The sequence below is a fragment of the Streptomyces griseus subsp. griseus genome, assembly GCF_000720255.1.
GTDB lineage: Bacteria > Actinomycetota > Actinomycetes > Streptomycetales > Streptomycetaceae > Streptomyces > Streptomyces griseus_I.
Map to the genome: position 1 here is coordinate 1 of NZ_JOJE01000065.1, position 23,225 is coordinate 23,225.

Sequence of the window (23,225 nt, forward strand, 5' to 3'; positions counted from 1 at the left end):
TGGGGCGAGGCGATGGACTGGACCCTGCACGAGGTGACCGACGATCAGGCGGTGTTGCGCTCCGCCAAGGGCGTCGGCCCGTATCTGGAGTTCCTCCGCGTGCCCGGCGCGAAGACCGTGCCGGACCGCGTCCACATCGACCTGCTGCCCTACCCCGGCGACGACAAGGCGGCGGAGGTGGCCCGGCTGCGGGCCCTCGGCGCCACCGACCTCGACCTCGGCCAGGGCGACGTCCCGTGGACGTGCCTGGCCGACCCGGAGGGCCACGAGTTCTGCGTCCTCGCTCTGTCTTGAAGGACCGTAGGACCACCGTTCCGGGCAAGGCCAAAAGACACCGTGCTGTCGCCACGCGCTACGACAAGCTCGCGGTCCGCTACGAGGCGATTGTGCCGGTCGCGGGGATCAACGAATGGCTATGAACCGGTCTTGCGCGTCATCACGTACGTGTTCCCGGCGTCGGGATCGCCGTAGAAGAAGAACAGCTTCAACTCGTCGTGCTGATCGCGGTCCACGTAGAAGGACCACGCGTATGTCGATGGGGGTTCAGGAGTCGAGGCGTCAGTGGCCGTCGCCGGGGAGCGGCTCTCCACTCGGGTCCGGGCTTTCAGCGCGAGTCGGACGATCTGTCCGCCGTCGTCGTCGGTCAGTTGCCAGGTTCCCGTACCGGAGAGGCGCCAGCCGTCCTCGAAGTCGAAGTCCTGCCCGTCGAGCTTTTCGAGAAGAGCCGTTCCGTCTTCGCGGAGCACCACGCGGGTCCCCTCGATGTTTTCCCAGCCTCCAGCGACTTGGGCCACCGTAGTGTCGTGGATCCCTGTTCCCCCGTAGTACTGATAGGGGTTGGCGCACGCGGTCAGAGCAGCCAAGACCACCATGAGGCCACCGAGAGATGCCCCCCACGCACGCAGCTTGCTTCCGCCCGCCACCAGGACCTCCCACCCTCAGCCCGCACGGCCGATCTTCGAGAGCGGGCCGTGGAGAGATACCTTGTCAGACAAATTGAACGTGTTCAACTCCGCGACTGGGGAGGTGGCGCGTACGGTTCCCCGGGCTCGTGCATCCAGCAGGCGTGTCACCAACGTCCCGACGGTTCCCAGACCGAGCAGTCGTGAGCGAAGAGAACACGTCGCGGGTCGGAGTCGGCGAGTCGCTCCAGCCACTGCCGGTAGGCGGGAAGCGGCTGTTCCACGCCCTGAAGCGCCGCTTGGCGGGCCAGCTGGTCGGATGCGAAATGAGAGGCGAAGTCGTGTGCCTGGCCGGCGAGGACCACCGTGCCGTCCCCTCGCCGAAGGATTAGCGACCGATGTCCTTGGGTGTGCCCGGGTGTCGGGATGATCCAGACACCCGGCCGGACCTCGGCCTCACCGGCGAGCTCCTCGTAGGACGCGGCGGGGAAAACGATCAGCTCGTCGAAGGTGTGGTCGCCGTTGCGGTCTGCCGAAAGCAGAAACAGTCCCGTAGGGCCCGCGGTGATCGGATCATCGAGAACCCGCCCGCTTTCGACTCAACGCCGAACTCACTTCGTTCCTGGAGACGACATGAACAGCGCCCTTCTCGTGATGGACGTCCAACGGGCCATCGTGGACATCGCAGACGACGGCTCCGGTTACCTGCCACGTGTGCGCAGGGCGATCGACGGGGCTCGGGCGGCGAACATGCCCGTGATCTACGTGGTCATCGCGTTACGTCCCGGCTTCCCGGAAGTCGGCACGCGCAACAAGGCTCTCAGCGCCATCGCAAGCGCCGGTCTCTTCGTCGAGGGCGCCCCTGGCACCGAGATCCATCCCGAGGTCGCGCCCGGGCCGGGTGACGTGGTGGTCACCAAGAGGCGGGCGAGCGCCTTCTCGGGCAGTGATCTCGACGTGGTGCTGAGGGCACGCGGTATCGACAGCCTCGTACTGACCGGCATCGCCACCAGCGCTGTGGTGCTGTCCACCCTGTGCCAGGCGAACGACCTCGACTTCGGACTCACCGTCCTCTCCGACGCCTGCCTGGACACCGACCCCGAGGTGCACCGGGTCCTCATCGAGCGACTGTTCCCACAGTGGGCGGATGTCGTGACCGTCGACGACTGGCTCAAGACGATGGCACCTTGAGAGCGGCCGTCACCTGGGGGAGCCGTTCCCCCTTGAGCGCGTTGGCGAAGGGCCCCATGCGCGGGCGCTGAGGACGAGGGCGGCGCGGTGAGGGGTTTTGGAGTCGCGTACGTGACCTTGGGTGCCAAGCATGAAGGGGTGCGCACCGGTTCAGCCTCCGCGGGCAAGGTCGGTGACGAGCCCGGGGGTGGCGATGTCGAGGGGGCCCCGGAAGGCAGCCGCGGCTACCTCGCGGGCGGCAGTCTGGGCGGTGCCGGGCCACAGGTGGGTCAGCATGAGCCGGGCCGTGTCCGCCTGGCTCGCGTACTGGCCCGCCAGGCGTGCGGTCAGGAGATACGGGGCGTCGGCGGTCGGCACCTCGTGGATGTACGTGGCTTCCGAAAGGAACAGGTCCGCGCCCTGGGCGAGCCGTGGGATGTCGGGGCTCGGGCCCGTGTCGCCGGTGTAGGCGAGCACCGCTTCCGGGGAGGTCAGCCGGATGCCGGCGTTGGGCACGAAGTGCGGCAGGAGCCAGGTGTCGGTGGTGAAGGGGCCGATGTCGAAGCGGTCGCCGGGCTTGAACTCGTGCAGGCGGTAGGCCTCGGCGAGCATGCTCGGCTTGTCGAGCGCGAGTACGGCGTCGACCGCGCCGTGCGGTGCATAGACCGGCAGGGCCGCCGGCGGCGCGTCACTCAGGCCTCGGGACCGCAGGAGAGGGTTCAGGTCGGCGCAGTGGTCGGGGTGGCCGTGGCTGATCAGCACGGCGTCGACGGCGTCGACGGTGTGGTGGTCGAGCAGGCGGGGCAAGGTGGCGTACCCGGGGTCGATGAGCAGACGGAAACCGGCGTACTCGACGAGGTAGCCGCTGCATGCCTGGACCGCGGTGGGCCAGGCCCCGCAGCCGCCGAGAACGGTCAGTCGCATGGCGCATGACACTAGTGGCCCCGCGCTGGTCATGAGCGGGTATTTTCCGGTCGCGGGCAGTACGTCAGCCGAAGTTGCGGAGTGACGTGAGGACGTACCCCAGCAGGACGAGGCAGGAGCTGCCGAGAGCGACGATCATCTGCGGGACGCTCGGCTGAGTCCCCAGCATCAAGGGGATCCAGCCCCAGAACACCAGCACGGTCAGCGCGGTGCGCACGGTCTGCAACGGCGCCGACCAGGCCGCCTCCTGAAGGCCGTCGGCGTCGGGCACGAGGGAGAACACCGCGACCAGGACCGCACCGATGAGCGCGACGACGATGAAGGCGATCAACGAGCCCGTGCCCGACTCGTCGTCCTGGAAGGCCCTCCAGCGGTTCTCGGCGAGCGTGGGCAGATCCTTGCTCTCGTTGACGTAGCCGCCGAGACCGGGGTCGGACCGGGCCCACAGCACGTCGACCTCGGTGCCCTCGCCGGGCTTCTCGTACGTGTAAGCGCCGCGCACGGTCAGCCGTTCGGCACCGCCGGGCACGGAGACCACCAGCCGGGACGCGTATCCCTTCACGACGCCGTCGCTCAACTCCTGCCGTGTCGACTGCCGTTCCACGACCGTCGCGGTGCTCACCTCCGCGCCCGCGTCGCGCAGCCCGTCGAGCTTCTCGCCCGCGTTGGACGAGCTCAGGAGGGCGACGGCGAACACGGCGGCAGAGAACGCGACGACGACCCAGAGGGCACCGGTGCGAAGCTTGACCCAGAACTCGTCCGTGAATCCGTCGTCCTTGGGCTCGCCGCGCAGCGTCCACAGCGCCACCACCCGCACCAGGGCACACCCCACGGCGACGGCACCCCACACGAGGGGCTGGTGCCAGGGCCGGGCCATGGCGGTGGCCCCCAACAGCCACATACAGCTGACGGCGGCCGCGACCCACGCCCCGAGCGAGCACAGCCGTACGAGCCATATCAGCGTCGAACGCAGGAATCCTCCCCGACCACACGGCCAGGGTGGACTCGAAGCCCGGACGGTCCGGGCGGGCGGCACCCAGGCCGGCCGCGTACCCACCACTACCACCCACCCAGGGCGACGAGGAAGGCAGCGCCGGAGAACGTACGGTCAGCCTGGATCCCCAGCCGCTCTAGGGCTCCTTCTTCCTGGACTTCCGTTTCTCCCCGGGGACTTCCGGATCCCGCCCCGACGTCCTGACGTTCTCCAGCAGGAGTTGTCCCTGACGGTCGACGGAACGGGTCACGGCTTCCTGGAGGATGCCGAAGGCGATGGCCCACCCGATGATCTGGTTGGAGGTGTCCAGTCCGGTCAGCCCGGGAAAGAACTGTCCGCTGAGCAGGATGACGCCGATGACGGCGGTGAGCGCCCCGACCGGGAGTCGTAGCAGGAGAAGTGCCGTGGCCACGTGATAGGGGCCGGCCGTTCCGCGGACCTGTCTCAGGGAAACCGCTCCGGCGACGGCGGCGGCGAGCGTGCCGACGAATTCGATGAACCAGACGCCTTCCCAGGTCGGCTCGTCTCCCAGGGGGCATACGGTCAGCGCCGAACGGGGGTCGCCGGGGTTCTCGGGAAAACAGAAACGCGCACCGACGTCCGGTTCGACCAGGGCCCACAGGGCGAAGCCGAGCGCGATGAACGCCATGACGGTCGTCGCCGCGCACACGAGCTGGGTGAAGCTGCGGACCTTCGCCCGCTCCGCCTCCTCCGCCTGGTAGGCGGCGTGCAGGGTGCCGACGAGCAACTCCCGCTGCTCGGCGGTGACCTGCCCGGAGCCACCGCCCAAGCCCTGCTCCAGGTGCTGCAACCGCAGGTCGTCCTGGTGCAGATGCAGCCGCGCCTGCACGAGGACGGGCAGACCCCGCCACTGGAGATCCGCCTCCGGAAGAATGCGCAGAATGGCGACTTCGGCTTCGTGGATGTTCGCCAGCGCCTTGTCCGACGCATGGCCCGTGAACCGTTCCCTACGGCTCTTCCGCCGCAGGGACCTTCGCGCGGCTTCGAGATGTGCCTCCGCCTTCTTGAGGAATTCCGTGTCCGGATCGGAGACCTGGTTTCTCAGCCTGTTGATCTGCCCTTGGAGGTCGGCGATGTGAGCGGTGCTCCGCTGGGACCAGGATGAGTTTCCGTGTTCGGTGACATCACCGTTGTCGTCCGGCACTGGAACGCCTGCCATCTTTGCCCCCGGCTGCCTGCGGGCCTGCCTGCGAAGCGCCACCTCTTCATTGCAGCCCAGCCCGGACCACCTCGCAATCCGGCGGGCCGGGACGGCGCCCCCCGACCGGCCCCACCGGCCTGCACCGGCCCGCCCGGGGCCTTCTCATCGTTCTCTTATCCAGGTGTTATCCCTTCATCACGGACCGTATCTACCTTGCGGCGCATGTTCTTCACCTACCTGAGGCGCGAGCTGCGCCGCCGCAGAAAGGCGGCCCTGGTCGTCGCCTCCGGGCTCGCGCTGGGTATCGCGCTGGTCATCGTGGTCAACTCCGTGTCCTCCGGGATGGGGAAGGCCCAGGGCAAGGTGCTCGAGTCGCTGTACGGGCTGGGCACCGACATGACGGTCACCAAGGCGGCCGCGCCCACCGCCGACGCCTCGGACCGGCCGCGCTTCCGGTTCGACGCGCAGGACAACGGCGACGACGGGAAGCAGAGCAGCGACCGTGTCATGGTCCGGGGCTTCCAGACCCTGGCCACCTCGACCGTGACCAAGGTCGGAGAGCAGAGCGGTGTCTCCGAGGCGGTCGGCGGCCTGAGCCTTCAGGTCCTCAAGGTCAGTGGGCAGTTCACCCGCGGTCAGTTCGAGCGGAACGGCAACGGGGGCGGCCGGGGCGGATTCGGTGGCGGCCAGCCGCAGGGTGAAGTGCGCGGAGGCGGCGCCGACTTCGACGTCAACAGCTACTCCGTCTTCGGCACCGACGTCGCCAAGCCGCAGCTCGGCCCGCTGACCTCCTCGAAGATCAGCAGCGGCCGTACGTTCAAGACCACCGAGACCGACGCCAAGGTCGCCGTCGTCGACTCGGCGTACGCCAAGGAGAAGAAGCTCAAGGTCGGCAGCACCGTCACCATCAAGGGCGTCGACTTCAAGGTGATCGGCGTCGCGACGGCCGACAGCGGGGACGCGGCGGCCAACCTCTACATTCCGCTGAAGCAGGCCCAGACGCTCAGTGATTCCAAGGACAAGGTCACCACGATCTACGTCAAGGCGACCGACTCCCAGAAGATCGGCTCCGTCAAGTCGGCGATCCAGAAGAACGTCTCCGGTACGACCGTGACGACCTCCGCGGACCTCGCGGACACCGTCTCCGGCTCCCTCTCCACGGCGTCGAGCCTCGCCACCACTGTCGGCAAGTGGCTGTCCATCGCCGTACTGGTGGCCGCGTTCCTCGTCGCGGGTCTGCTCACGTCCTCCGCGGTGTCCCGGCGGGTGCGGGAGTTCGGGACGCTGAAGGCGCTGGGCTGGAAGTCGGGGCGGGTGACCCGGCAGGTCGTCGGTGAGGCGATGGTGAACGGGCTGCTCGGCGGGGCGCTGGGCATCGCCCTCGGGCTGGCGGGCGCGTACGCCGTCACGGCCGTCAGTCCCACGCTCCAGGCGCAGTTGGGCGGGGGCGGCGGGGGCGCCGGCGGGCCCGGCGGCGGTGGAGGCTTTGGTGGGCCCGGGCGGCAGGCGGCGGCCAGGACGCTGGACGTCGCGCTGACCGCGCCGGTGAGTCTGACGACCGTCGCGCTGGCGGTGGGACTCGCGGTGGCCGGCGGTCTGATCGCGGGCGCGTTCGGTGGCTGGCGGGCGTCCCGGCTGCGGCCGGCGGACGCGCTGCGGCGCGTCGAGTAGCGGTCCCGGAACCTCCAACACCCATACAAACGCAGGAGTTGTAGTCCCCATGTACGAACTCAGAAGCGTCACGAAGCGCTACACCCGAGGCAAGGAAGCCGTGCACGCGCTCGACGGGGTCGATCTCACGATCCCCGACGGTGATCGGCTCGTCATCCAGGGCCCCACCGGCGGCGGCAAGTCCACCCTGCTCCAGATGCTCGGCGCGCTGGACCGGCCGACCTCCGGCGAGGTCGTGCTCGACGGGGTCGACCTGGCCAGACTGTCCGAGGCCAAGCTCACCAAGGTGCGCAGTGAGAACATCGGCTTCGTCTTCCAGTCGTTCAACCTCATTCCCACGCTCACCGCGCAGGAGAACGTGGAGACCGCGCTCGTACCGCTCGGTGTGAAGGGGAGGGACCGGCGGGACCGGGCCGCCGAGGCGTTGACCTCCGTCGGGCTCGGGGAGCGGCTCGGGCATCTGCCGGGGGAGATGTCCGGCGGGCAGCAGCAGCGCGTCGCCATCGCCCGCGCCCTCGTCAAGCAGCCGAAGGTGCTGCTCGCCGACGAGCCCACGGGCAACCTCGACGAAGGCATGCGAGACGAGGTGATGGACGTACTGGAGCGCATGTGGAAGGAGCTCGGGCTCACGTTCATCATGGTCACCCACGACTCCGCGATCGCCCGCAAGGCGCCCCGCCTGGCCACCATCCGCAAGGGCGCCATCACGGTCAAGGAGAACGCCGCTTCCGGCAAGAGTGAGCGGGTGAGCGGGTGAGCGGGTGAGACGAGTGAGCCCACAGCGAACGGCCCGTCGGAGGACAAGCGTCCGGTGGGCCGTTCGTGCTTGCGTGAACCCATGACGGCTCAGACAGTCGAATACATCCGGTACCGCGTCCCCGAGGAACGTTCGGCCGAGTTCCTCGCCGCCTACACGCGCGCGGCGATCCCGCTCGCCGCCTCGCCCCAGTGCGTCGACTACGAACTCTCCCGCTGCGAGGAGGACACCGACCGCTACATCCTGCGCATCACCTGGACCTCCACCGAGGACCACCTCCAGGGTTTCCGCACGTCCGAGCTGTTCCCGCCCTTCCTCGCCGAGATCCGGCCCTACGTCAGCGACATCGAGGAGATGCGTCACTACCGGCCCACCGACGTGCGCGGCACGGGATCGGCCGTCCCGACGCTGTACGACTGGGCGGGGGGCGCCGAGGCCTTCTCCCGTCTGACCGAGGTGTTCTACGGCAAGGTGCTCAAGGACGACGTCCTCGCCCCCGTCTTCGCCGGCCTCCCGCCCGACCACGCCGAGCACGTCGCGCTCTGGCTCGCGGAGGTCTTCGGCGGGCCCCAGGCGTACTCGCAGACCCAGGGCGGCCACGATCACATGGTCGCCAAGCACTTCGGCAAGAACATCACAGAGGCCCAGCGCCGCCGCTGGGTCAGCCTCATCCAGGACGCGGCCGACGAGGCCGGCCTGCCGACGGACGCCGAGTTCCGCTCCGCCTTCCTGGCGTACGTCGAGTGGGGCACCCGCCTGGCGGTGTACTTCTCGGGCCCGAACGCCGGGCCGCCGGGGGAGCAGCCGGTGCCGAAGTGGAACTGGGGGGCCGCGCCGCCGTACCAGGGGTGACGCGGCCGGTCCGGGTGGGACGGCCGGTCCGGGTGGGACGGCGGGTCGGCGTCAGCGCTTCGGCGCCGCCGACTCCGTGCCCGCACGGGTCGCGTCCGTGCCCCAGCTCGCCAGCAGGCGCAGCGCCTCCGCGGACGGGGAGCCGGGCTCGGCGTGGTACGTGATCAGCGTCTGCTCACCGTCGTCGGCCAGGCGGAACGACTCGAAGGACAGCGACAGGTCGCCCACCAGCGGGTGGTGCATCCGCTTGACGCCGTGGCCCTTCTCCTTGACGTCGTGCGTGGCCCACAGCCGCCGGAACTCCTCGCTCTTCACGGAGAGCTCCCCCACCAGCGCGGACAGCTTCGGGTCGTCGGGATGGCAGCCCGCGTCCATGCGCAGATAGCTGACCATGTCGATCGCCTTCTGCTCCCAGTCCACGAACAGCTCGCGGTAGTCGGGCCGCAGGAACACCATCCGCGCCCAGTTGCGCTCCGCGGGGGCCAGCTGCGCCCAGTCGCCGAACAGCGCGGCCGCCATCCGGTTCCACGCCAGGATGTCCGAGCGTCGCCCCCCGATGTACGCCGGGACGCCGTCCATCGAGTCCAGCAGATGCTGCAGCGAGGTCCGCGCCTGCTGCGCCCGCCCCGCCGGCTTCTTCTTGTGCTGCTTCGGCTTCGCCAGGTGCGTGAGGTGGGCGTGCTCGGCGTCGCTCAGCCGGAGCGCGCGGGCGATGGAGTCCAACACCTCCGCCGAAACGTTCCGCCCGTTGCCCTGTTCAAGCCGCGTGTAGTACGCCACCGACACCCCGGCCAGCTGCGCCAGCTCCTCGCGCCGCAGCCCGGGCACCCTGCGGTGCCGCCCGAAGTCGGGCAGCCCCACGTCCTCCGGCTTCAGCCGGGCACGCCGGGTGCGCAGGAACTCGCTGAGCTCGGCACGCCGGTCCAGGGCCCGACCGGCCGTGGCGGGCTCAGTGACGGATTCGGGCTGTTCGTCCATAGGTCCCAGTATTCACGGTCGTACGCACCCGAACCTGCCCCCGCCAGTGGTAGGCACAGTGGTCGTAGGCAGAACGGTGATCTGGGTGCGTGCGGTGATGCCTGGCAGGCTGGACGCCGTGTCCGGCAGAAGGCAGCCGGGCGCGGAACCCCTTGCTAGGAGAACCACGGCATGACCACTGTTGCTGCGTACGCCGCACCCGCCGCCAAGGCTCCGCTGGAGCGTACGACGATCGAACGCCGCGCGGTCGGCGAGTCCGACGTCCTGATCGACGTCAAGTTCGCCGGTATCTGCCACTCCGACATCCACCAGGCCCGCGAGGGCTGGGGCGAGGCGATCTTCCCGATGGTCCCCGGCCACGAGATCGCGGGCGTCGTCTCCGAGGTGGGCCCGGGCGTGACGAAGTTCGCCGTCGGCGACCGCGTGGGCGTCGGCTGCATGGTCGACTCCTGCCGTGAGTGCGACAACTGCAAGGCCGGTCTGGAGCAGTACTGCGCCAAGGGCAACGTGCAGACGTACAACGGCATCGGCAAGGACGGCGAGCCCACCTACGGCGGCTACTCCCAGAAGATCGTCGTCGACGAGAACTACGTCCTGCGCATCCCCGACGGCCTGAAGCTCGACGAGGCCGCTCCCCTGCTGTGCGCCGGCATCACCACGTACTCCCCGCTCCGCCACTGGAACGCCGGCCCCGGCAAGAAGGTCGCGATCCTCGGCATGGGCGGCCTCGGACACATGGGCGTCAAGATCGCGCACGGGCTCGGCGCCGAGGTGACGGTCCTGTCCCAGTCGCTGCGCAAGAAGGACGACGGTCTCAAGCTGGGCGCCGACCACTACTACGCCACCAGTGACCCGGAGACGTTCAAGAAGCTCGCCGGCACCTTCGACCTGATCCTGTCGACCGTCTCGGCCCCGCTCGACCTGAACGCCTACCTGTCCCTGCTGCGCACGGACGGCGCCTTCGTCAACGTGGGCGCGCCCGAGGAGCCCGTCGCCCTCAACCTGTTCTCGGTGATAGCCGGCCGCAAGACCCTCGCCGGGTCCGGCATCGGCGGCATCCAGGAGACCCAGGAGATGCTGGACTTCTGCGCCGAGCACGGCTTCGGGGCCGAGATCGAGCTGATCCGCGCGGACCAGATCAACGAGGCGTACGAGCGGGTGCTCGCGAGCGACGTGCGCTACCGGTTCGTGATCGACACGGCGACGATCTGACCCCGGACCGGACGGCACTTCTCGGGCCCTCGGCGTGCGGACGCGCGCCGGGGGCCCGCTGTGCGGAGGGGCGGGGCGCACACGATCAAGACGGACGACGGGCGTCCGTACGCCGGTCCCGCCGTTTCCGCCGTTCCCGCCGTTCCCGCCGTTTCCGCCGGTCCGTCGCGAGGAGCCAGTGCCAGCGGTGGCGTTCGGTGACCAGCGTGGTGACGGCGAGGAGGGTGACGAGCAGGGCGGCCGGGATGGGCCAGGCCGTCCACGCGGAGACGACGGCGGCGGCGAGTTGGAGGAGGACGAGGAGGATCGTGACCGTACCGGGGACGGGGACGATGACCCGCGACTTGTCACCAGGAGTCGAGAAGACGGTGGGCAGGCCGATCAGTACCACCACCGCCAGGACGGCGAGCGGCCAGGAGTACGCGGACAGGGCCCAGGGGGTGGCCACCCAGGCGATGAGTTCCGTGGCGAAACGCAGGGCGGAGGCGATGCGGTCGTCCGGTCTTCGCACGGTGGTCCCCCGTGGGTGGTGTCGCACGTCGATCACGGGCACAGGCGGGTCGGTTCGTCCACGACCGGGTAGGGACGCTCCCGCGGCAGCAGGTCGTTCGCCGCGTCGAGGTCGCCGCTGCGGACGAGTGCGTGGATCTCGTGGGCGAGTGGGGTCACGTCGGTGATGGCGACCGTCCACTCGTCGGCGTAACGGCGTACCGCCTCGCCGGAGAGCCCGAGTTGCAGCGAACGGTACGGCAGCCGCTGGAGGTGCAGATCGCGTTCGGGATCCCACTGCACCCGAGCCGGCGCCCGCTTCAGCTCACGCTGCCAGGCGGCGCGATCGGGGTGCGCCGCACGGTCGTAGCTCGACAGACACGCGTGACGCAGCGCCCACTCGAAGCCCTCGCGGGCGATCTCCACGGCCAGGACGGTCTCCTGACCTTCCTTCGTTCCCCAGCCGCAGCGGTACATCATCCACAGGAACGACGGCTTGATCCAGGTCATCCGGTCCCGTTTCCACGCCGCGGGGAACCGGCCCTCGCGGGCGGCGGGCAGGCCGAGGTGGGGGGAGTACGCCTGGTAGACGGTGATCGTGGAGGGCGAGTGGACCGCACGGATCTCGCGCTGCGGCTGGTGTTCCATGGCGTACAGCCTGGGTGCCGTCGGTCCGGGTGGCCACTGGTTTTCGAACGGCGCCTCAGGGGCTCGTACTGGACTGGCCCTGCAAGGGATCCAATTCCTGGGACGGGTCGGTGAGCTGCTCGCGCACGTAGTTCCAGGCCACCGCGATCAGCGCGGCCACCGGCACGGCGAGCAGACTGCCCACGATGCCGGCCAGGTTGCCGCCCAGCGTCACCGCGAGCAGGACCACGGCCGCGTGCAGGCCGAGCCCACGGCTCTGGATCATCGGCTGGAACACGTTGCCCTCGAGCTGCTGCACCACGACGATGACGGCCAGCACGATCAGCGCGTCGGTCAGGCCGTTGGAGACCAGCGCGATGAGCACCGCGACGAAACCGGCGAACAGGGCGCCGATGATCGGCACGAACGCCGAGACGAAGGTCAGCACCGCCAGTGGGAGCACCAGCGGCACCCCCACGATCCACAGACCGAGGCCGATCAGCACGGCGTCGAGCAGACCGACGGCCGCCTGCGACCGCACGAACGCGCCCAGCGTGTCCCAGCTGCGCGCGGCCACGGTCGGGATGTCGGTGGCGAGCCGGCCGGGCAACTGGCGGGCCAGCCACGGCAGGAAGCGCGGGCCGTCCTTGAGGAAGAAGAACATCAGGAAGAGCGCCAGGACGGCGGTGACCACACCGTTGACGATGGTGCTCACTCCCGTGACGACGGTGGTGACCATGCTGCCGACGCCGTCCTGGGCCCGGGCGACCGCGGTGTCCATGGCCTTGGTGATCTCGTCGTCGCCGATGTTCAGCGGCGGCCCGGCGGCCCACTCGCGCAGCCGCTGGATGCCCTCCCCGACACCGTCGGTCAACTGGCCGCTCTGGGACGCCACCGGTACCGCGATCAGCGCCACCACACCCACGGCGACCAGGAGGAACAGCACGGTCACCGCCGACGCGGCCAGTGCGGGCGGCCACCCGTGGCGGCGCAGGAAGCGGGCCGGCGGCCAGGTCAGGGTGGTGAGCAGCAGACCCACGACGAGCGGCCAGACCACCGACCACATCTGGCCGAGCAGCCACAGCGTCACCGCGACCAGCACGAGGACCAGCAGCGACTCCACGGAGATGCGCGCCGATATGCGCAGCGCGGCTCTGGCTCTCGGGTAACTCAGGGGGCTTGTGGGACGCACGGTGGGTGGCATGAGGGCCACCCTATTCGTACGCATGTCGTACTGGTCGGGGGTGGTCCGACGTGCGATGGGGAACTTCGCCAGGTCGTCGCCAGGTCGTTGCCAGGTCGTCGCCAGGTTCCTCGCCGTTACGTCTTCGTCAGTGCGGAGGGCTGCTGTCCGCCCATGTCGAGCCGGAACGGCGGATACTCGTCGGTCATCAGCGCGGCGTAGGCAGCCACCCGAGCCACCCAGCGGGCCAGACCGATCAGGAAGTCGAACAGGTACATGGGATAGCGGGCCGTGAACAACAGGATGACCACGGCGACCAGGGAGAGGAAGGGAATCAGCCCGCCGCCGGTCCAGGTCTCGTCCTCACCCCACCCCCAGTTACCCAGGAAGATCCCGACCACGACGTACTGCGGGATCACCAGCAGCCACCACTTCACCAGGACCAGCCCACGGGAGAGGTGCTCCGGATAGGCGACGTCGAAATGCGCCGGATAGTCGGGCACCTCCGCGAGAGTGAACGGCGGGTACCGGTCGGTGCCGAGGACGGTGTGGGCGTAATAGCTGACACGCCAGTTCCAGCGCAGTACTCCCACATTGAAATCGAAGAGGGAGCGGGGATAGCGGCCGGTGAAAAGAATGGCGAAGAACGCGATCACGGTGACGACGGTGAACGCGATCCACAAGAAGAACAGCACGATGTAGTGCGGGATCGCGAGGAACCACTTCACCAGCCACATCCACCTGGAGAGCTGCGGATCCAGGGATGCCTCGAGCCGTACGGCCGACGTACCGATCATGAATGCAGGCTCGCACGCGGGAGAGAGGGCCGCGACTCGGGGAACTCGGCACCATGCGATGCCCGGCCGCGGCCTTTCACCACGTCACGCCTGCGGCGTCTTCACGCCTGGAGTCCCTTGAGGCCGTCGTAGGCGGCCATCAGGAGATCCATGCCCCGAGTGTCCTCGGCGGGTTCGCGCATCTGGTTGGTCACGTACGCCACGGTCATGCGTGACTCGGGCTCGATCATGACCGTCGAGCCGCCCCAGCCGCCCCACCCGTAGGTGCCGCCGAACCGTCCGTAGCCCAGGCCCCAGCTGATCGGCATGCCCAGGATGCGGTCCTCGCCGGTGAACTGTTCCTCCCACGCACGGTCACAGCCCGCCCGCGACAGCAGTCGCACCCCGCCCACCGAGCCGCCGCAGGCCATCACCGACTGCACGAGGGCGACCGAACGGGCGTTGCCGAACCCGCTCGCGCGGGGATCTGAGCCCGGCGCCAGGCCACGCTGTTGCCGTCACGGACCCGGAAAGCGGTTGCCGAGGCCGGGGCCGCGTCGCGGCCGGGAGCGCTCGCGGTGTAGTCCTCGTCCCGCGACGGTGGCGGGACCGCCGGCGCCACCCGGTGGTCGTGCTCGGCCGACAGCCCCATGTGGAAGTCCGCGCCCAGCGGTCCGGCCACCTCGTCGGCGAAGAACGCGCCCACGCTCCTGCCGGTGATCCGGCGTAGGACCTCGCCGACCAGGTATCCCTGGGTGAGCGAGTGGTACCCGGCCGCGCTGCCCGGCTCCCACCGCGGCGCCATGGCGGCCAGCCGCGCCGTGGCGGACGGCCAGTCGTAGAGCTCCTCCACCGGCCCGTCCCAGTCGGGCAGCCCGGCGGTGTGCGCGAGCAGATGCCGTACCAGCACCCCGTCCTTGCCCGCCGCCGCGAATTCCGGCCAGTACCGGGCGACCGGCGCGGCCGGATCGAGCTCGCCGCGGTCGGCGAGGACCAGCGCGCACAGCGCGGTCATCGTCTTCGTGACCGAGAAGACATTGACGATCGTGTCCCGCTGCCACGGCGCCGTGCGCTCCGCGTCGGCGAACCCGCCCCACACGTCCACCACCGGCTCACCGTCCACGAAGACCGCGACCGAGCCGCCCACGTCCCCCTCGTCCAACAGGGCGGCCAGCGCACCGGGCACCGCGGTGAACAGATCGTCGTACGAGCCCTGAATGTCAGCCATGTCTGGTATTCAGCCCGCTCCGGGTGACGGGAGGCAACCGAATTCCCGGCGTCGGCCGAGGACGAAGCCTCCCTCCAAGATCAAGCCAGGGTGAGGGACACGGTCACCGGACGTCGAACGGCGGTACGACGCGGACCGTCAGCCCTCCGCGCGGGCGGGCAGCCGCCATCCCGGGCGCGGGAAGTGGCAGGTGTAGCCGTCCGGGTAACGCTGCAGGTAGTCCTGGTGCTCGGGCTCGGCCTCCCAGAAGGGGCCGACCGGCTCCACCTCGGTGACGACCTTGCCGGGCCACAGCCCGGAGGCGTCCACATCTGCGATCGTGTCCTCGGCGATCCGCTTCTGCTCGTCGTCCACGTAGTAGATCGCCGAGCGGTAGCTGAGGCCGATGTCGTTTCCCTGGCGGTTCTTGGTGCTCGGGTCGTGGATCTGGAAGAAGAACTCCAGGAGCGCGCGGAAGTCGGTCTTCGCTGGGTCGAAAAGGATCTCGATGGCCTCCGCGTGCGTGCCGTGGTTCCGGTACGTCGCGTTCGGCACGTCACCCCCGGTGTAGCCGACCCGGGTAGCCGTCACGCCCGGGAGTCGGCGGATCAGCTCCTCCATCCCCCAGAAGCATCCGCCGGCCAGCACGGCCCTCTGCGTCTGCGCAGCCATTACTACCCCTCCAATGTCTGTCGGTTCGGCCACTCGGGCTACCCGGCTCACACACCACCGGCATCCCGTGTCCACTGTCCTCAACGCGCGCGGGTTCCGAGCGATTCCGTTCCCGCCCCGGCTCGCCCGCCCGCCCCGCGTGCGTCTGCGGGAGCATGACGGGTCAGTGCGTCTGCGGGAGCTGACGGGTCAGTGCGGCAGCGTCGCCGGGCTCCCACCGTTCGCCTCGAAGCCCGCAACCGCCAGCGCCCGGTACACCGCGAACTCCGCGGCCGGGTCGGCCGACAGCGTCCACGGCAGGGCGCCCACGTGGCCGTCGACGTGTATCAGCTGGTTCATGGCCTCCGACCAGCGCTCGGAGCGGACCAGGAAGAACACCAGCAGATGGCGCGCGTGCGCCGCCATCGGGTCGTCGGCGCGCGCCGAGTGGACCGCGTGCAGCGCGCCGTGGATCGCCTTCGTGACGACCTCGCTCTGGTAGAAGCCGCTGACCAGGTTCACCTCGGGCAGGTGCTCGAAGACCGCGAACAACGGCATCGCCGCCAGCAGCGAGCCCTGCGGCGCCCTCGCCGCCGCGGCCTCCGCGAACGCGTACGCCAGCTCGCGCGAACCGTGCCACTTCTCGCACCAGTAGTGCAGCGCCGCCAGGTGCGCTCCCATGTGCGTCGGCGCGCGGTCGAGGATCTTCAACCACAGCTGCTCGAACTCCGACTGCGAGTACGCCAGCCCGCGGGCCACCGAGAGCTCGATGATGTACGGGACCGGGTCACCGGGAGACAGCAGCGCCGCCTGTCCGCACGCGTCCCGCGCCTCCTCCATGATGATCCGGAACTCGTCCGTGCCCGGCGTCGCCGTACGCCACGCCTGCTGCACCAGGAACTCGGCGTGCACCGCCGCGCCGCCCGCGTCCTTGGGCGTCTCCGCCCGCCACACCCGCAGCCACTGCCCGCCCGGCGCTTCACTCACCCCGCCGGGCCGTTGCTGCAGCTCCAGCGCCGCGGCACCGGCGAAGGCCTGCACGCGCTGCCAGCGCGGCTCGCCCTCCGTCTCCGTACCGGCCAGCAGCTGGGCGGCCGCCTTGTGATCCTGGGTCCGCTGCACCAGCTCCAGTACGTCGAGCAGATCCTGGTCGGGTCCAGGCATGCGGATGTCCAGCTCCTCCTGACGGACGAACCCGTAGTTCGCGGGGTCCGCCGCGTCCGGGTGCCCCGGAGGAACCTGCTCGAGCATGCCGCGCCTGCGCCTCATGACCGGCAGCAGCACGAAGCCGAGCATGACAAGGGCCATCAGGACCCACAGAATCTCCATGTCTCAAGGGTTCCAGACACCGCCGACAATTGGCCAACCCGCTCGACGGCCTGTGGAAAACGACCTGTGGAAAACGCGCCGCGACGCAGGGAAAGCGCGTGGGGAAGTCGCGCGGGCGAAACGCGCACTACCCTCGGTGCCCATGAGCGACAGGCACACCAGTCAGCACTTCGAGACCCTCGCGATCCACGCCGGCAACACCGCGGATCCCCTCACCGGCGCGGTCGTCCCGCCGATCTACCAGGTCTCGACCTACAAGCAGGACGGCGTCGGCGGCCTGCGCGGCGGCTACGAGTACAGCCGCAGCGCCAACCCGACCAGGACCGCCCTGGAAGAGAACCTCGCCGCCCTGGAGGGCGGCCGCCGCGGCCTCGCGTTCGCGTCCGGACTGGCGGCCGAGGACTGCCTGTTGCGTACGCTGCTCAGCCCCGGCGACCACGTCGTCATCCCCAACGACGCCTACGGCGGAACCTTCCGCCTCTTCGCGAAGGTGGTCGCCCGCTGGGGCGTGGAGTGGTCCGTCGCCGACACCAGCGACCCCTCCGCCGTACGGGCCGCCATCACGCCGAAGACCAAGGTCGTGTGGGTGGAGACCCCCTCCAACCCGCTGCTCGGCATCACCGACATCGCCGCCGTCGCCCAGGTCGCCCGGGACGCCGGAGCGCGGCTGGTCGTCGACAACACCTTCGCCACGCCGTACCTCCAGCAGCCGCTGTCGCTCGGCGCGGACATCGTGGTGCACTCCCTGACCAAGTACATGGGCGGCCACTCGGACGTCGTCGGCGGCGCGCTGATCGTCGGCGACCAGGAGCTGGGCGAGGAGCTGGCGTTCCACCAGAACGCGATGGGCGCGGTCGCCGGGCCCTTCGACTCCTGGCTCGTGCTGCGGGGCACCAAGACGCTTTCGGTGCGCATGGACCGGCACAGTGAGAACGCCACCAAGGTCGCCGACATGCTCACCCGGCACGCGCGCGTGACGAGTGTCCTGTACCCGGGGCTGCCGGAGCACCCCGGTCACGAGGTCGCCGCCAAGCAGATGAAGACCTTCGGCGGCATGGTCTCCTTCCGGGTCGCGGGCGGCGAGGAGGCGGCCGTCGAGGTCTGCAACCGTGCCAAGGTGTTCACGCTGGGCGAGTCGCTCGGCGGTGTCGAGTCGCTGATCGAGCACCCGGGCCGCATGACGCACGCGTCCGTGGCCGGTTCGGCCCTTGAGGTCCCCGCCGACCTCGTACGCCTCTCCGTGGGCATCGAGAACGTCGACGACCTCCTGGACGACCTCCAGCAGGCGCTCGGCTAGGTCCCCTCGGACTGGGGGCTCACCAACTAGTGAGCGGTGGAGTCGTCTGCGACGGCGGCTCCACCCAGGGGCGGGCCGTCACAGCCCACACGACGAACGCCACCGTCGCGGCGAACAGGAGCAGCCACATCAGCCGGCGGGCGAGGACCCTGCGGCGCAGCATCCGCCCGCCGCGACGCAGCACGTCCGCGTGGAGATCCGGCGGCACCCGGGGCGGAGTCCGCTCCATGATCCGCCGTACCGCCGTCTCCCGCTCCGCACGGTTCACCGGTGGTCTCCCGTCTCCGCGCTTCCCGATGCCCTCCTGGCCCGGCCGCCGCTCAAGACGGCGCCACCTTCGCCCCCACGCTCGCCGTGGCCGGCCGGCGGGGCGGGTGCAGGAGGGTGGCCGTCGCCCGGTCGCAGATCGCGTGGACGCGTTCCATGGGCATGCCGAGCAGCGCCGCGACCTGCTGTTCGGCGACACCCTCGTACAGCCGCAGCACCAGGACCAGGCGCTCCTGGGGCCCGAGCCGGGCCAAGGGGGCGCCGGGATGTGAGCGGAGGCGGGGGAAGGCGCCGTAGTGGTGCCAGACGCCGCGTGCGAAGCGGGTGGCGAGGTACTGGCGGGCGCGGTCGTAGGGGTCCTCGCCGCGCAGCCGGTCCCAGCACGCGTACGTGTGCGCGAGGGCGAGCGTCAGAAGGCGCCGCGCGCGCGGGTTGTCCTCCGGCGCCTCCGCGGTGAGCAGCGTGGCCGTGTGCAGCAGCCGGCCCCCGGCACCCGCGACGAACGCCTCGAACTCCGCGGCCCGGCGGGCGCTCTGGGCCGCGTGCCGTTGTCCCATCCCGCCTCCCGCCTGAGACGACGTCGAGAAAACCGGTGCGGCATCAGTGGAACCCGCCGGCGCACCCGCTCCGTACGTGTCTCATATGAGGCCAGCCCCGGCCCGCCGGTCAAGGGCCGCGCACCGGCGGGATTCACCCCGCGCCAGGACAGGGACGGCGGGTCCTCCGAGGTCACACCGTGGGATTCGCCCCGGGCAGAGGGGGACGGGGGATTCGCCCGGGTCAGGACGGCGACGACGGCTCCGCTCCCGGCAGGCCCTGGGCCGCCATCCGGGAGGACAGCGCGCTGTTGAAGCGCGTCAGGAGCGTGCAGAACGTCTCGCGCTCCTCGGGTGCCCAGTCCTGGGTCAGCTCGGCCATCAGCTGACGGCGCGAGGAGCGCACCTCTTCCAGTCGCGACAGCCCGCGCGGGGACAGCTGGAGCACCACCGCCCGTCCGTCCTCGGGGTGCGAGGTGCGCTTGACCAGGCCGGTGTCCACGAGCGGAGCCACCTGCCGGGTGACCGTCGAGGAGTCGATGCCCATGCTCGCGGCGAGCGCCTTGACGCCCATCGGGCCCTCCTTGTCGAGCCGGTTGAGCAGGAGGTACGCGGCGCGGTCCATGGAGTTGCGCACCTGCCCCACGCCGCCGAGCCGGGTCTGTTCGGCACGGCGCGCGAAGACCGCCACCTCGTGCTGCAGCGTGTCGAGGAGACCGGTGTCACCAAAGGTCGTCATGTCCATCGACATTTCAGGTGTTGTGGGCATGGCCAGGGGCTCACTTCATGAAGAGTGCTGGAGTTGGGGGACAGGTTACGCGGCCGGAAGGCGGGCCGTACGGGCGCTGCACAAACCGGTCTCGGTGGTTGGTCACAACCGCGGCCCGCGCCTGTGAACTGCGATGCTTGAGTCATGAGCTACAGCACGGCTGACTCCTTGCGCCCCGTCACCCTCGACGATGTGCGCGGCGCCCGGAAGATGCTCGCGGGAGTGGCGCGGCTGACCGGGATGGAGGGCAGTCGGCGGCTGTCGCAGCTGGTGGGCGCGCCGGTGCACTTCAAGTGCGAGAACCTGCAGCGGACGGGGTCGTTCAAGCTGCGCGGCGCGTACGTCCGCATCGCCGGGCTGCTGCCCGAGGAGCGCGCCGCCGGGGTCGTCGCCGCGAGCGCCGGCAACCACGCGCAGGGCGTGGCCCTCGCGTCCTCGCTGCTGGGTGTGCACTCCACGGTGTTCATGCCGAAGGGCGCCCCGCTGCCGAAGATCAGCGCCACCCGGGACTACGGCGCCGAGGTGCGCCTGCACGGCCAGGTGGTCGACGAGACGCTCGCCGCCGCGCAGGAGTACGCGGCCGAGACGGGCGCGGTGTTCATCCACCCCTTCGACCACGCCGACATCATCGCGGGTCAGGGCACGGTCGGCCTGGAGATCCTCGAGCAGTGCCCGGAGGTGCGCACGATCGTCGTCGGGGTCGGCGGCGGGGGGCTGGCGGCCGGTATCGCGGTCGCCGTGAAGGCGCTGCGGCCGGAGGTACGGATCGTCGGCGTGCAGGCGGCGGGGGCCGCCGCGTACCCGCCCTCGCTGGCGGCGGGGCGTCCCCTGTCGATCGAGCACCCGGCGACGATGGCCGACGGCATCAAGGTCGGGCGGCCAGGCGACGTGACGTTCGGCATCGTCGGAGACCTGGTCGACGAGGTCCGTACGGTCACGGAGGACGAGTTGTCCACCGCGCTGCTGCTGTGCATGGAGCGTGCCAAGCTGGTCGTGGAGCCGGCCGGGGCGAGCCCGGTCGCGGCGCTGCTGAGCGACCCCGGTTCCTTCGAGGGGCCGGTCGTGGCGGTGCTGTCGGGCGGTAACGTCGACCCGCTGCTGCTCCAGCGCATCCTGCGCCACGGGATGACGGCGCAGGGCCGCTACCTGGCCGTTCGGGTCCGGCTGACCGACCGGCCGGGCGCGCTCGCGGCGCTTCTCGGGGTGTTGTCAGTGGTCGACGCTAATGTCCTGGACGTGAGCCATGTCCGGACCGACCCGCGGCTCGGGCTCACGGAGGCGGAGGTCGAGCTGCACCTGGAGACGAAGGGATCCGCGCACTGCGCCGAGGTCGAGCAGGCGCTGGGCGAGGCGGGCTACACCGTCATCGGCTGACGGTATCCGTGCAGGTCACGGCCCTTTTGTCACCCGATTTGGTTCCGGTCGGGCAAATGCATTGAGAGACGCGATACATCGCGTTATGGTGTGTTGCGAACCCCCGGCTTTTCGAAGAATCCCCGAAGACGTGGAGACTCATATGCCAGGCGCCATCTACGCCGAAGGTCTGGTGAAGACCTTCGGCGACGTAAAGGCTCTGGACGGCGTCGACCTCGATGTCCCCGAGGGCACCGTCCTGGGTCTGCTCGGGCCGAACGGCGCGGGCAAGACGACGACCGTCCGCTGCCTGACGACCCTGCTGCGCCCCGACAGCGGCAGGGCCGTCGTCGCCGGCGTCGACGTGCTCAAGCACCCCAACGAGGTACGGCGCTCGATCGGCCTGTCCGGCCAGTTCGCCGCCGTCGACGAGTATCTGACCGGCCGCGAGAACCTCCAGATGGTCGGGCAGCTCTACCAGATGCGGGCGAAGGCGGCGAAGGCGCGGGCCGTGGAGCTGCTGGAGCAGTTCGACCTCGCGGACGCCGCCGACCGCCCCGCCAAGACCTACTCCGGAGGGATGCGCCGCCGGCTCGACCTGGCGGCGGCTCTCGTCGTCTCACCGCCCGTGATGTTCATGGACGAGCCGACCACCGGCCTCGACCCGCGCAACCGTCAGCTGCTGTGGGAGGTCATCAAGCGACTCGTCTCCAGCGGTACGACACTGCTGCTGACCACCCAGTACCTGGAGGAGGCCGACCACCTGGCGCACGACATCGCCGTGGTCGACCAGGGCCGTGTCATCGCCCGTGGCACCTCCGACGAGCTCAAGGCCCGCACCGGCGGCGAGCGCGTCGAGGTCGTGGTGCACGAGCGCGAGCGCATACAGACAGCTTCGGAGGTCCTGCGCGGCTTCGGCAAGGGCGACACCACCGTCGAGGAGCACACCCGCAAGCTCACCGTGCCCGTCACCGGCGGCGCCAAGCTCCTCGCCGAGGTCATCCGCGAGCTGGACGCCCGCGGTATCGAGATCGACGACATCGGCCTGCGCCGCCCGACCCTCGACGACGTGTTCCTGTCCCTGACGGGCCACGTCGCCGAGGCGAAGGAGCAGAACGACGACATCAACGACAAGGAGGTCGCGACATGAGTGCCGTCACCGACACCGTGCGGATCGCACCGCCCGGCAATCCGGTCACCCGGTCCGTCCGCGACTCCCTGGTCGTGGCCAAACGCAACGTGATCCGCATGACGCGGATTCCCGAGATGATCATCTTTGGCCTGGTCCAGCCCATCATGTTCGTGGTGCTGTTCAGCTACGTGTTCGGCGGCTCGATCAACGTCCCGGGCGCGGGGCTCAGCGCCTCCGGATACCGCGAGTTTCTGATGGCCGGCATCTTCGCGCAGACCGTCACGTTCGCCACCGCCGGAGCAGGCGCGGGCATCGCCGACGACATGCACAAGGGCCTCATCGACCGGTTCCGCTCGTTGCCCATGGCGCGCGGCGCGGTGCTCACCGGCCGCACCCTCGCCGACCTGGTGCAGACGACCCTGACCCTCGTGGTCCTCGCGATCGTCGCCGTCCTGGTCGGCTGGCGCACGCACGAGAACTTCGGCAAGGTGCTGGCCGGGTTCGGCCTGCTGCTCCTGCTCGGCTACGCGTTCTCCTGGATCGGTGCCCTGATCGGCCTGTCCGTGCGCACCCCCGAGGCCGCGACCTCAGGCGGACTGATCTGGCTGTTCCCGCTGACGTTCATCTCGAACGCGTTCGTGCCGGCGGAGAACATGCCGACCTTCTTGCAGACCATCGCGAACTGGAACCCGTTCAGCGCCACCGTGCAGGCCTGCCGCCAACTGTTCGGCAACCTCCCGGAGGGCTATCCGGTGCCGGATGCCTGGCCGATGCAGCACCCTGCATGGGCCTCGCTGATCTGGTCGATCCTGATCATCGTCGTATTCCGGGCCCTGGCGGTGCGAAAGTACCGGTCGGCGGCGGCATGACGAAGCCCCCGGCGCCGGAGGGGCCGGTTCTACTGATCCCCGCAACACCCTGGAGTTCAGGGAGTTGCGGGGATCGTGGGTTTTGAGGTGCTGAAGGCGAGGTTCTTCGAGGCACTGG

At 69.9% G+C, this 23,225-nt stretch carries 24 protein-coding genes and 2 pseudogenes; 10 read left to right on the top strand and 16 right to left on the bottom strand.

What is annotated here, in order from left to right; translation table 11 throughout:
- The coding region (locus IG99_RS41205; RefSeq protein WP_037683755.1) for a VOC family protein at positions 1-294 on the top strand (294 nt) is incomplete at its 5' end.
- A gap of 119 nt (positions 295-413) precedes the next feature.
- Here the strand turns inward: IG99_RS41205 and IG99_RS41210 are convergent.
- The gene (locus IG99_RS41210) at positions 414-923 is read right to left on the bottom strand and encodes a hypothetical protein (RefSeq protein WP_037683756.1); all 510 of its coding nucleotides are present in this window, start codon (positions 921-923) and stop codon (positions 414-416) included.
- Between the two features lie 146 nt (positions 924-1,069).
- A pseudogene (locus IG99_RS51065) lies at positions 1,070-1,441 on the bottom strand (MBL fold metallo-hydrolase); the annotation flags it as partial.
- Between the two features lie 94 nt (positions 1,442-1,535).
- Here IG99_RS51065 and IG99_RS41220 point away from each other — a divergent pair.
- Positions 1,536-2,093, top strand: coding sequence for a cysteine hydrolase family protein (locus IG99_RS41220; protein WP_037683757.1), 558 nt, complete (start codon positions 1,536-1,538; stop codon positions 2,091-2,093).
- Positions 2,094-2,243: 150 nt separating this feature from the next.
- Here IG99_RS41220 and IG99_RS41225 read toward each other — a convergent pair whose 3' ends face one another.
- The 3 genes from IG99_RS41225 to IG99_RS41235 all read right to left on the bottom strand — a co-directional run bounded on the left by IG99_RS41225 (position 2,244) and on the right by IG99_RS41235 (position 5,170).
- A complete protein-coding gene (locus tag IG99_RS41225) occupies positions 2,244-2,996 on the bottom strand; it encodes an MBL fold metallo-hydrolase (protein WP_037683760.1) in 753 nt (250 codons plus the stop codon).
- Positions 2,997-3,060: 64 nt separating this feature from the next.
- The gene (locus IG99_RS41230; RefSeq protein WP_037683763.1) at positions 3,061-3,897 is read right to left on the bottom strand and encodes a hypothetical protein; all 837 of its coding nucleotides are present in this window, start codon (positions 3,895-3,897) and stop codon (positions 3,061-3,063) included.
- Positions 3,898-4,126: 229 nt separating this feature from the next.
- A complete protein-coding gene (locus IG99_RS41235; protein WP_234312134.1) occupies positions 4,127-5,170 on the bottom strand; it encodes a hypothetical protein in 1,044 nt (347 codons plus the stop codon).
- 204 nt (positions 5,171-5,374) lie between these two features.
- Here IG99_RS41235 and IG99_RS41240 point away from each other — a divergent pair, with 204 nt between their 5' ends.
- The 3 genes from IG99_RS41240 (at position 5,375) to IG99_RS41250 (ending at position 8,432) form a co-directional block, all read left to right on the top strand.
- Complete coding sequence (locus IG99_RS41240; RefSeq protein ID WP_037683766.1) at positions 5,375-6,823, top strand: ABC transporter permease; 1,449 nt, start codon at positions 5,375-5,377, stop codon at positions 6,821-6,823.
- A 49-nt stretch (positions 6,824-6,872) separates the two neighbouring features.
- The gene (locus IG99_RS41245; RefSeq protein ID WP_037683767.1) at positions 6,873-7,580 is read left to right on the top strand and encodes an ABC transporter ATP-binding protein; all 708 of its coding nucleotides are present in this window, start codon (positions 6,873-6,875) and stop codon (positions 7,578-7,580) included.
- A gap of 81 nt (positions 7,581-7,661) precedes the next feature.
- Complete coding sequence (locus IG99_RS41250; RefSeq protein ID WP_037683768.1) at positions 7,662-8,432, top strand: group II truncated hemoglobin; 771 nt, start codon at positions 7,662-7,664, stop codon at positions 8,430-8,432.
- Between the two features lie 51 nt (positions 8,433-8,483).
- Here IG99_RS41250 and IG99_RS41255 read toward each other — a convergent pair whose 3' ends face one another.
- Complete coding sequence (locus IG99_RS41255) at positions 8,484-9,410, bottom strand: helix-turn-helix domain-containing protein (protein WP_037683769.1); 927 nt, start codon at positions 9,408-9,410, stop codon at positions 8,484-8,486.
- Positions 9,411-9,581: 171 nt separating this feature from the next.
- Between IG99_RS41255 and IG99_RS41260 the strand changes: the two genes are divergently transcribed.
- Positions 9,582-10,622 (top strand): NAD(P)-dependent alcohol dehydrogenase, encoded by a 1,041-nt coding sequence (locus IG99_RS41260; RefSeq protein WP_037683770.1) that lies wholly within the window; start codon positions 9,582-9,584, stop codon positions 10,620-10,622.
- Positions 10,623-10,707: 85 nt separating this feature from the next.
- Here IG99_RS41260 and IG99_RS41265 read toward each other — a convergent pair whose 3' ends face one another.
- The 7 genes and pseudogenes from IG99_RS41265 to IG99_RS41295 all read right to left on the bottom strand — a co-directional run bounded on the left by IG99_RS41265 (position 10,708) and on the right by IG99_RS41295 (position 16,884).
- Positions 10,708-11,133: a hypothetical protein gene (locus IG99_RS41265; protein ID WP_234312135.1), complete on the bottom strand. Its 426-nt coding sequence runs from the start codon at positions 11,131-11,133 to the stop codon at positions 10,708-10,710.
- A gap of 32 nt (positions 11,134-11,165) precedes the next feature.
- Entirely contained in the window at positions 11,166-11,759 is a 594-nt protein-coding gene (locus tag IG99_RS41270; protein WP_037683772.1) for a DUF4291 domain-containing protein, read from the bottom strand.
- Between the two features lie 55 nt (positions 11,760-11,814).
- Positions 11,815-12,942 (bottom strand): AI-2E family transporter, encoded by a 1,128-nt coding sequence (locus tag IG99_RS41275; protein WP_037683794.1) that lies wholly within the window; start codon positions 12,940-12,942, stop codon positions 11,815-11,817.
- Between the two features lie 116 nt (positions 12,943-13,058).
- Positions 13,059-13,718 (bottom strand): DUF4389 domain-containing protein, encoded by a 660-nt coding sequence (locus tag IG99_RS41280; RefSeq protein WP_037683773.1) that lies wholly within the window; start codon positions 13,716-13,718, stop codon positions 13,059-13,061.
- A gap of 101 nt (positions 13,719-13,819) precedes the next feature.
- A pseudogene (locus tag IG99_RS41285) lies at positions 13,820-14,925 on the bottom strand (serine hydrolase domain-containing protein).
- A 138-nt stretch (positions 14,926-15,063) separates the two neighbouring features.
- A complete protein-coding gene (gene msrA / locus IG99_RS41290; RefSeq protein WP_037683774.1) occupies positions 15,064-15,576 on the bottom strand; it encodes a peptide-methionine (S)-S-oxide reductase MsrA in 513 nt (170 codons plus the stop codon).
- A gap of 189 nt (positions 15,577-15,765) precedes the next feature.
- Positions 15,766-16,884, bottom strand: a complete 1,119-nt coding sequence (locus tag IG99_RS41295) for a hypothetical protein (protein WP_037683775.1) — start codon at positions 16,882-16,884, stop codon at positions 15,766-15,768.
- A gap of 142 nt (positions 16,885-17,026) precedes the next feature.
- Here IG99_RS41295 and IG99_RS41300 point away from each other — a divergent pair, with 142 nt between their 5' ends.
- Positions 17,027-18,181 carry a cystathionine gamma-synthase gene (locus IG99_RS41300; RefSeq protein ID WP_037683776.1) on the top strand — a complete coding sequence of 385 codons (1,155 nt, stop codon included), beginning with the start codon at positions 17,027-17,029 and terminating at the stop codon, positions 18,179-18,181.
- Positions 18,182-18,200: 19 nt separating this feature from the next.
- Here the strand turns inward: IG99_RS41300 and IG99_RS41305 are convergent, their stop codons facing one another.
- The 3 genes from IG99_RS41305 to IG99_RS41315 form a co-directional block, all read right to left on the bottom strand.
- A complete protein-coding gene (locus IG99_RS41305; protein ID WP_037683779.1) occupies positions 18,201-18,449 on the bottom strand; it encodes a hypothetical protein in 249 nt (82 codons plus the stop codon).
- Positions 18,450-18,501: 52 nt separating this feature from the next.
- A complete protein-coding gene (locus IG99_RS41310) occupies positions 18,502-19,005 on the bottom strand; it encodes a sigma factor-like helix-turn-helix DNA-binding protein (RefSeq protein ID WP_037683781.1) in 504 nt (167 codons plus the stop codon).
- Positions 19,006-19,228: 223 nt separating this feature from the next.
- The gene (locus IG99_RS41315; protein ID WP_078948223.1) at positions 19,229-19,735 is read right to left on the bottom strand and encodes a MarR family winged helix-turn-helix transcriptional regulator; all 507 of its coding nucleotides are present in this window, start codon (positions 19,733-19,735) and stop codon (positions 19,229-19,231) included.
- 162 nt (positions 19,736-19,897) lie between these two features.
- Between IG99_RS41315 and ilvA the strand changes: the two genes are divergently transcribed.
- From ilvA to IG99_RS41330, 3 genes are all read left to right on the top strand, one after another.
- Positions 19,898-21,127, top strand: coding sequence for a threonine ammonia-lyase (gene ilvA / locus IG99_RS41320; protein ID WP_037683784.1), 1,230 nt, complete (start codon positions 19,898-19,900; stop codon positions 21,125-21,127).
- Between the two features lie 142 nt (positions 21,128-21,269).
- Positions 21,270-22,256, top strand: a complete 987-nt coding sequence (locus IG99_RS41325; RefSeq protein WP_037683786.1) for a daunorubicin resistance protein DrrA family ABC transporter ATP-binding protein — start codon at positions 21,270-21,272, stop codon at positions 22,254-22,256.
- A complete protein-coding gene (locus IG99_RS41330; RefSeq protein ID WP_037683787.1) occupies positions 22,253-23,107 on the top strand; it encodes an ABC transporter permease in 855 nt (284 codons plus the stop codon). Before IG99_RS41325 ends, IG99_RS41330 begins: the two co-directional genes overlap by 4 nt.
- Positions 23,108-23,225: the final 118 nt, after the last annotated feature.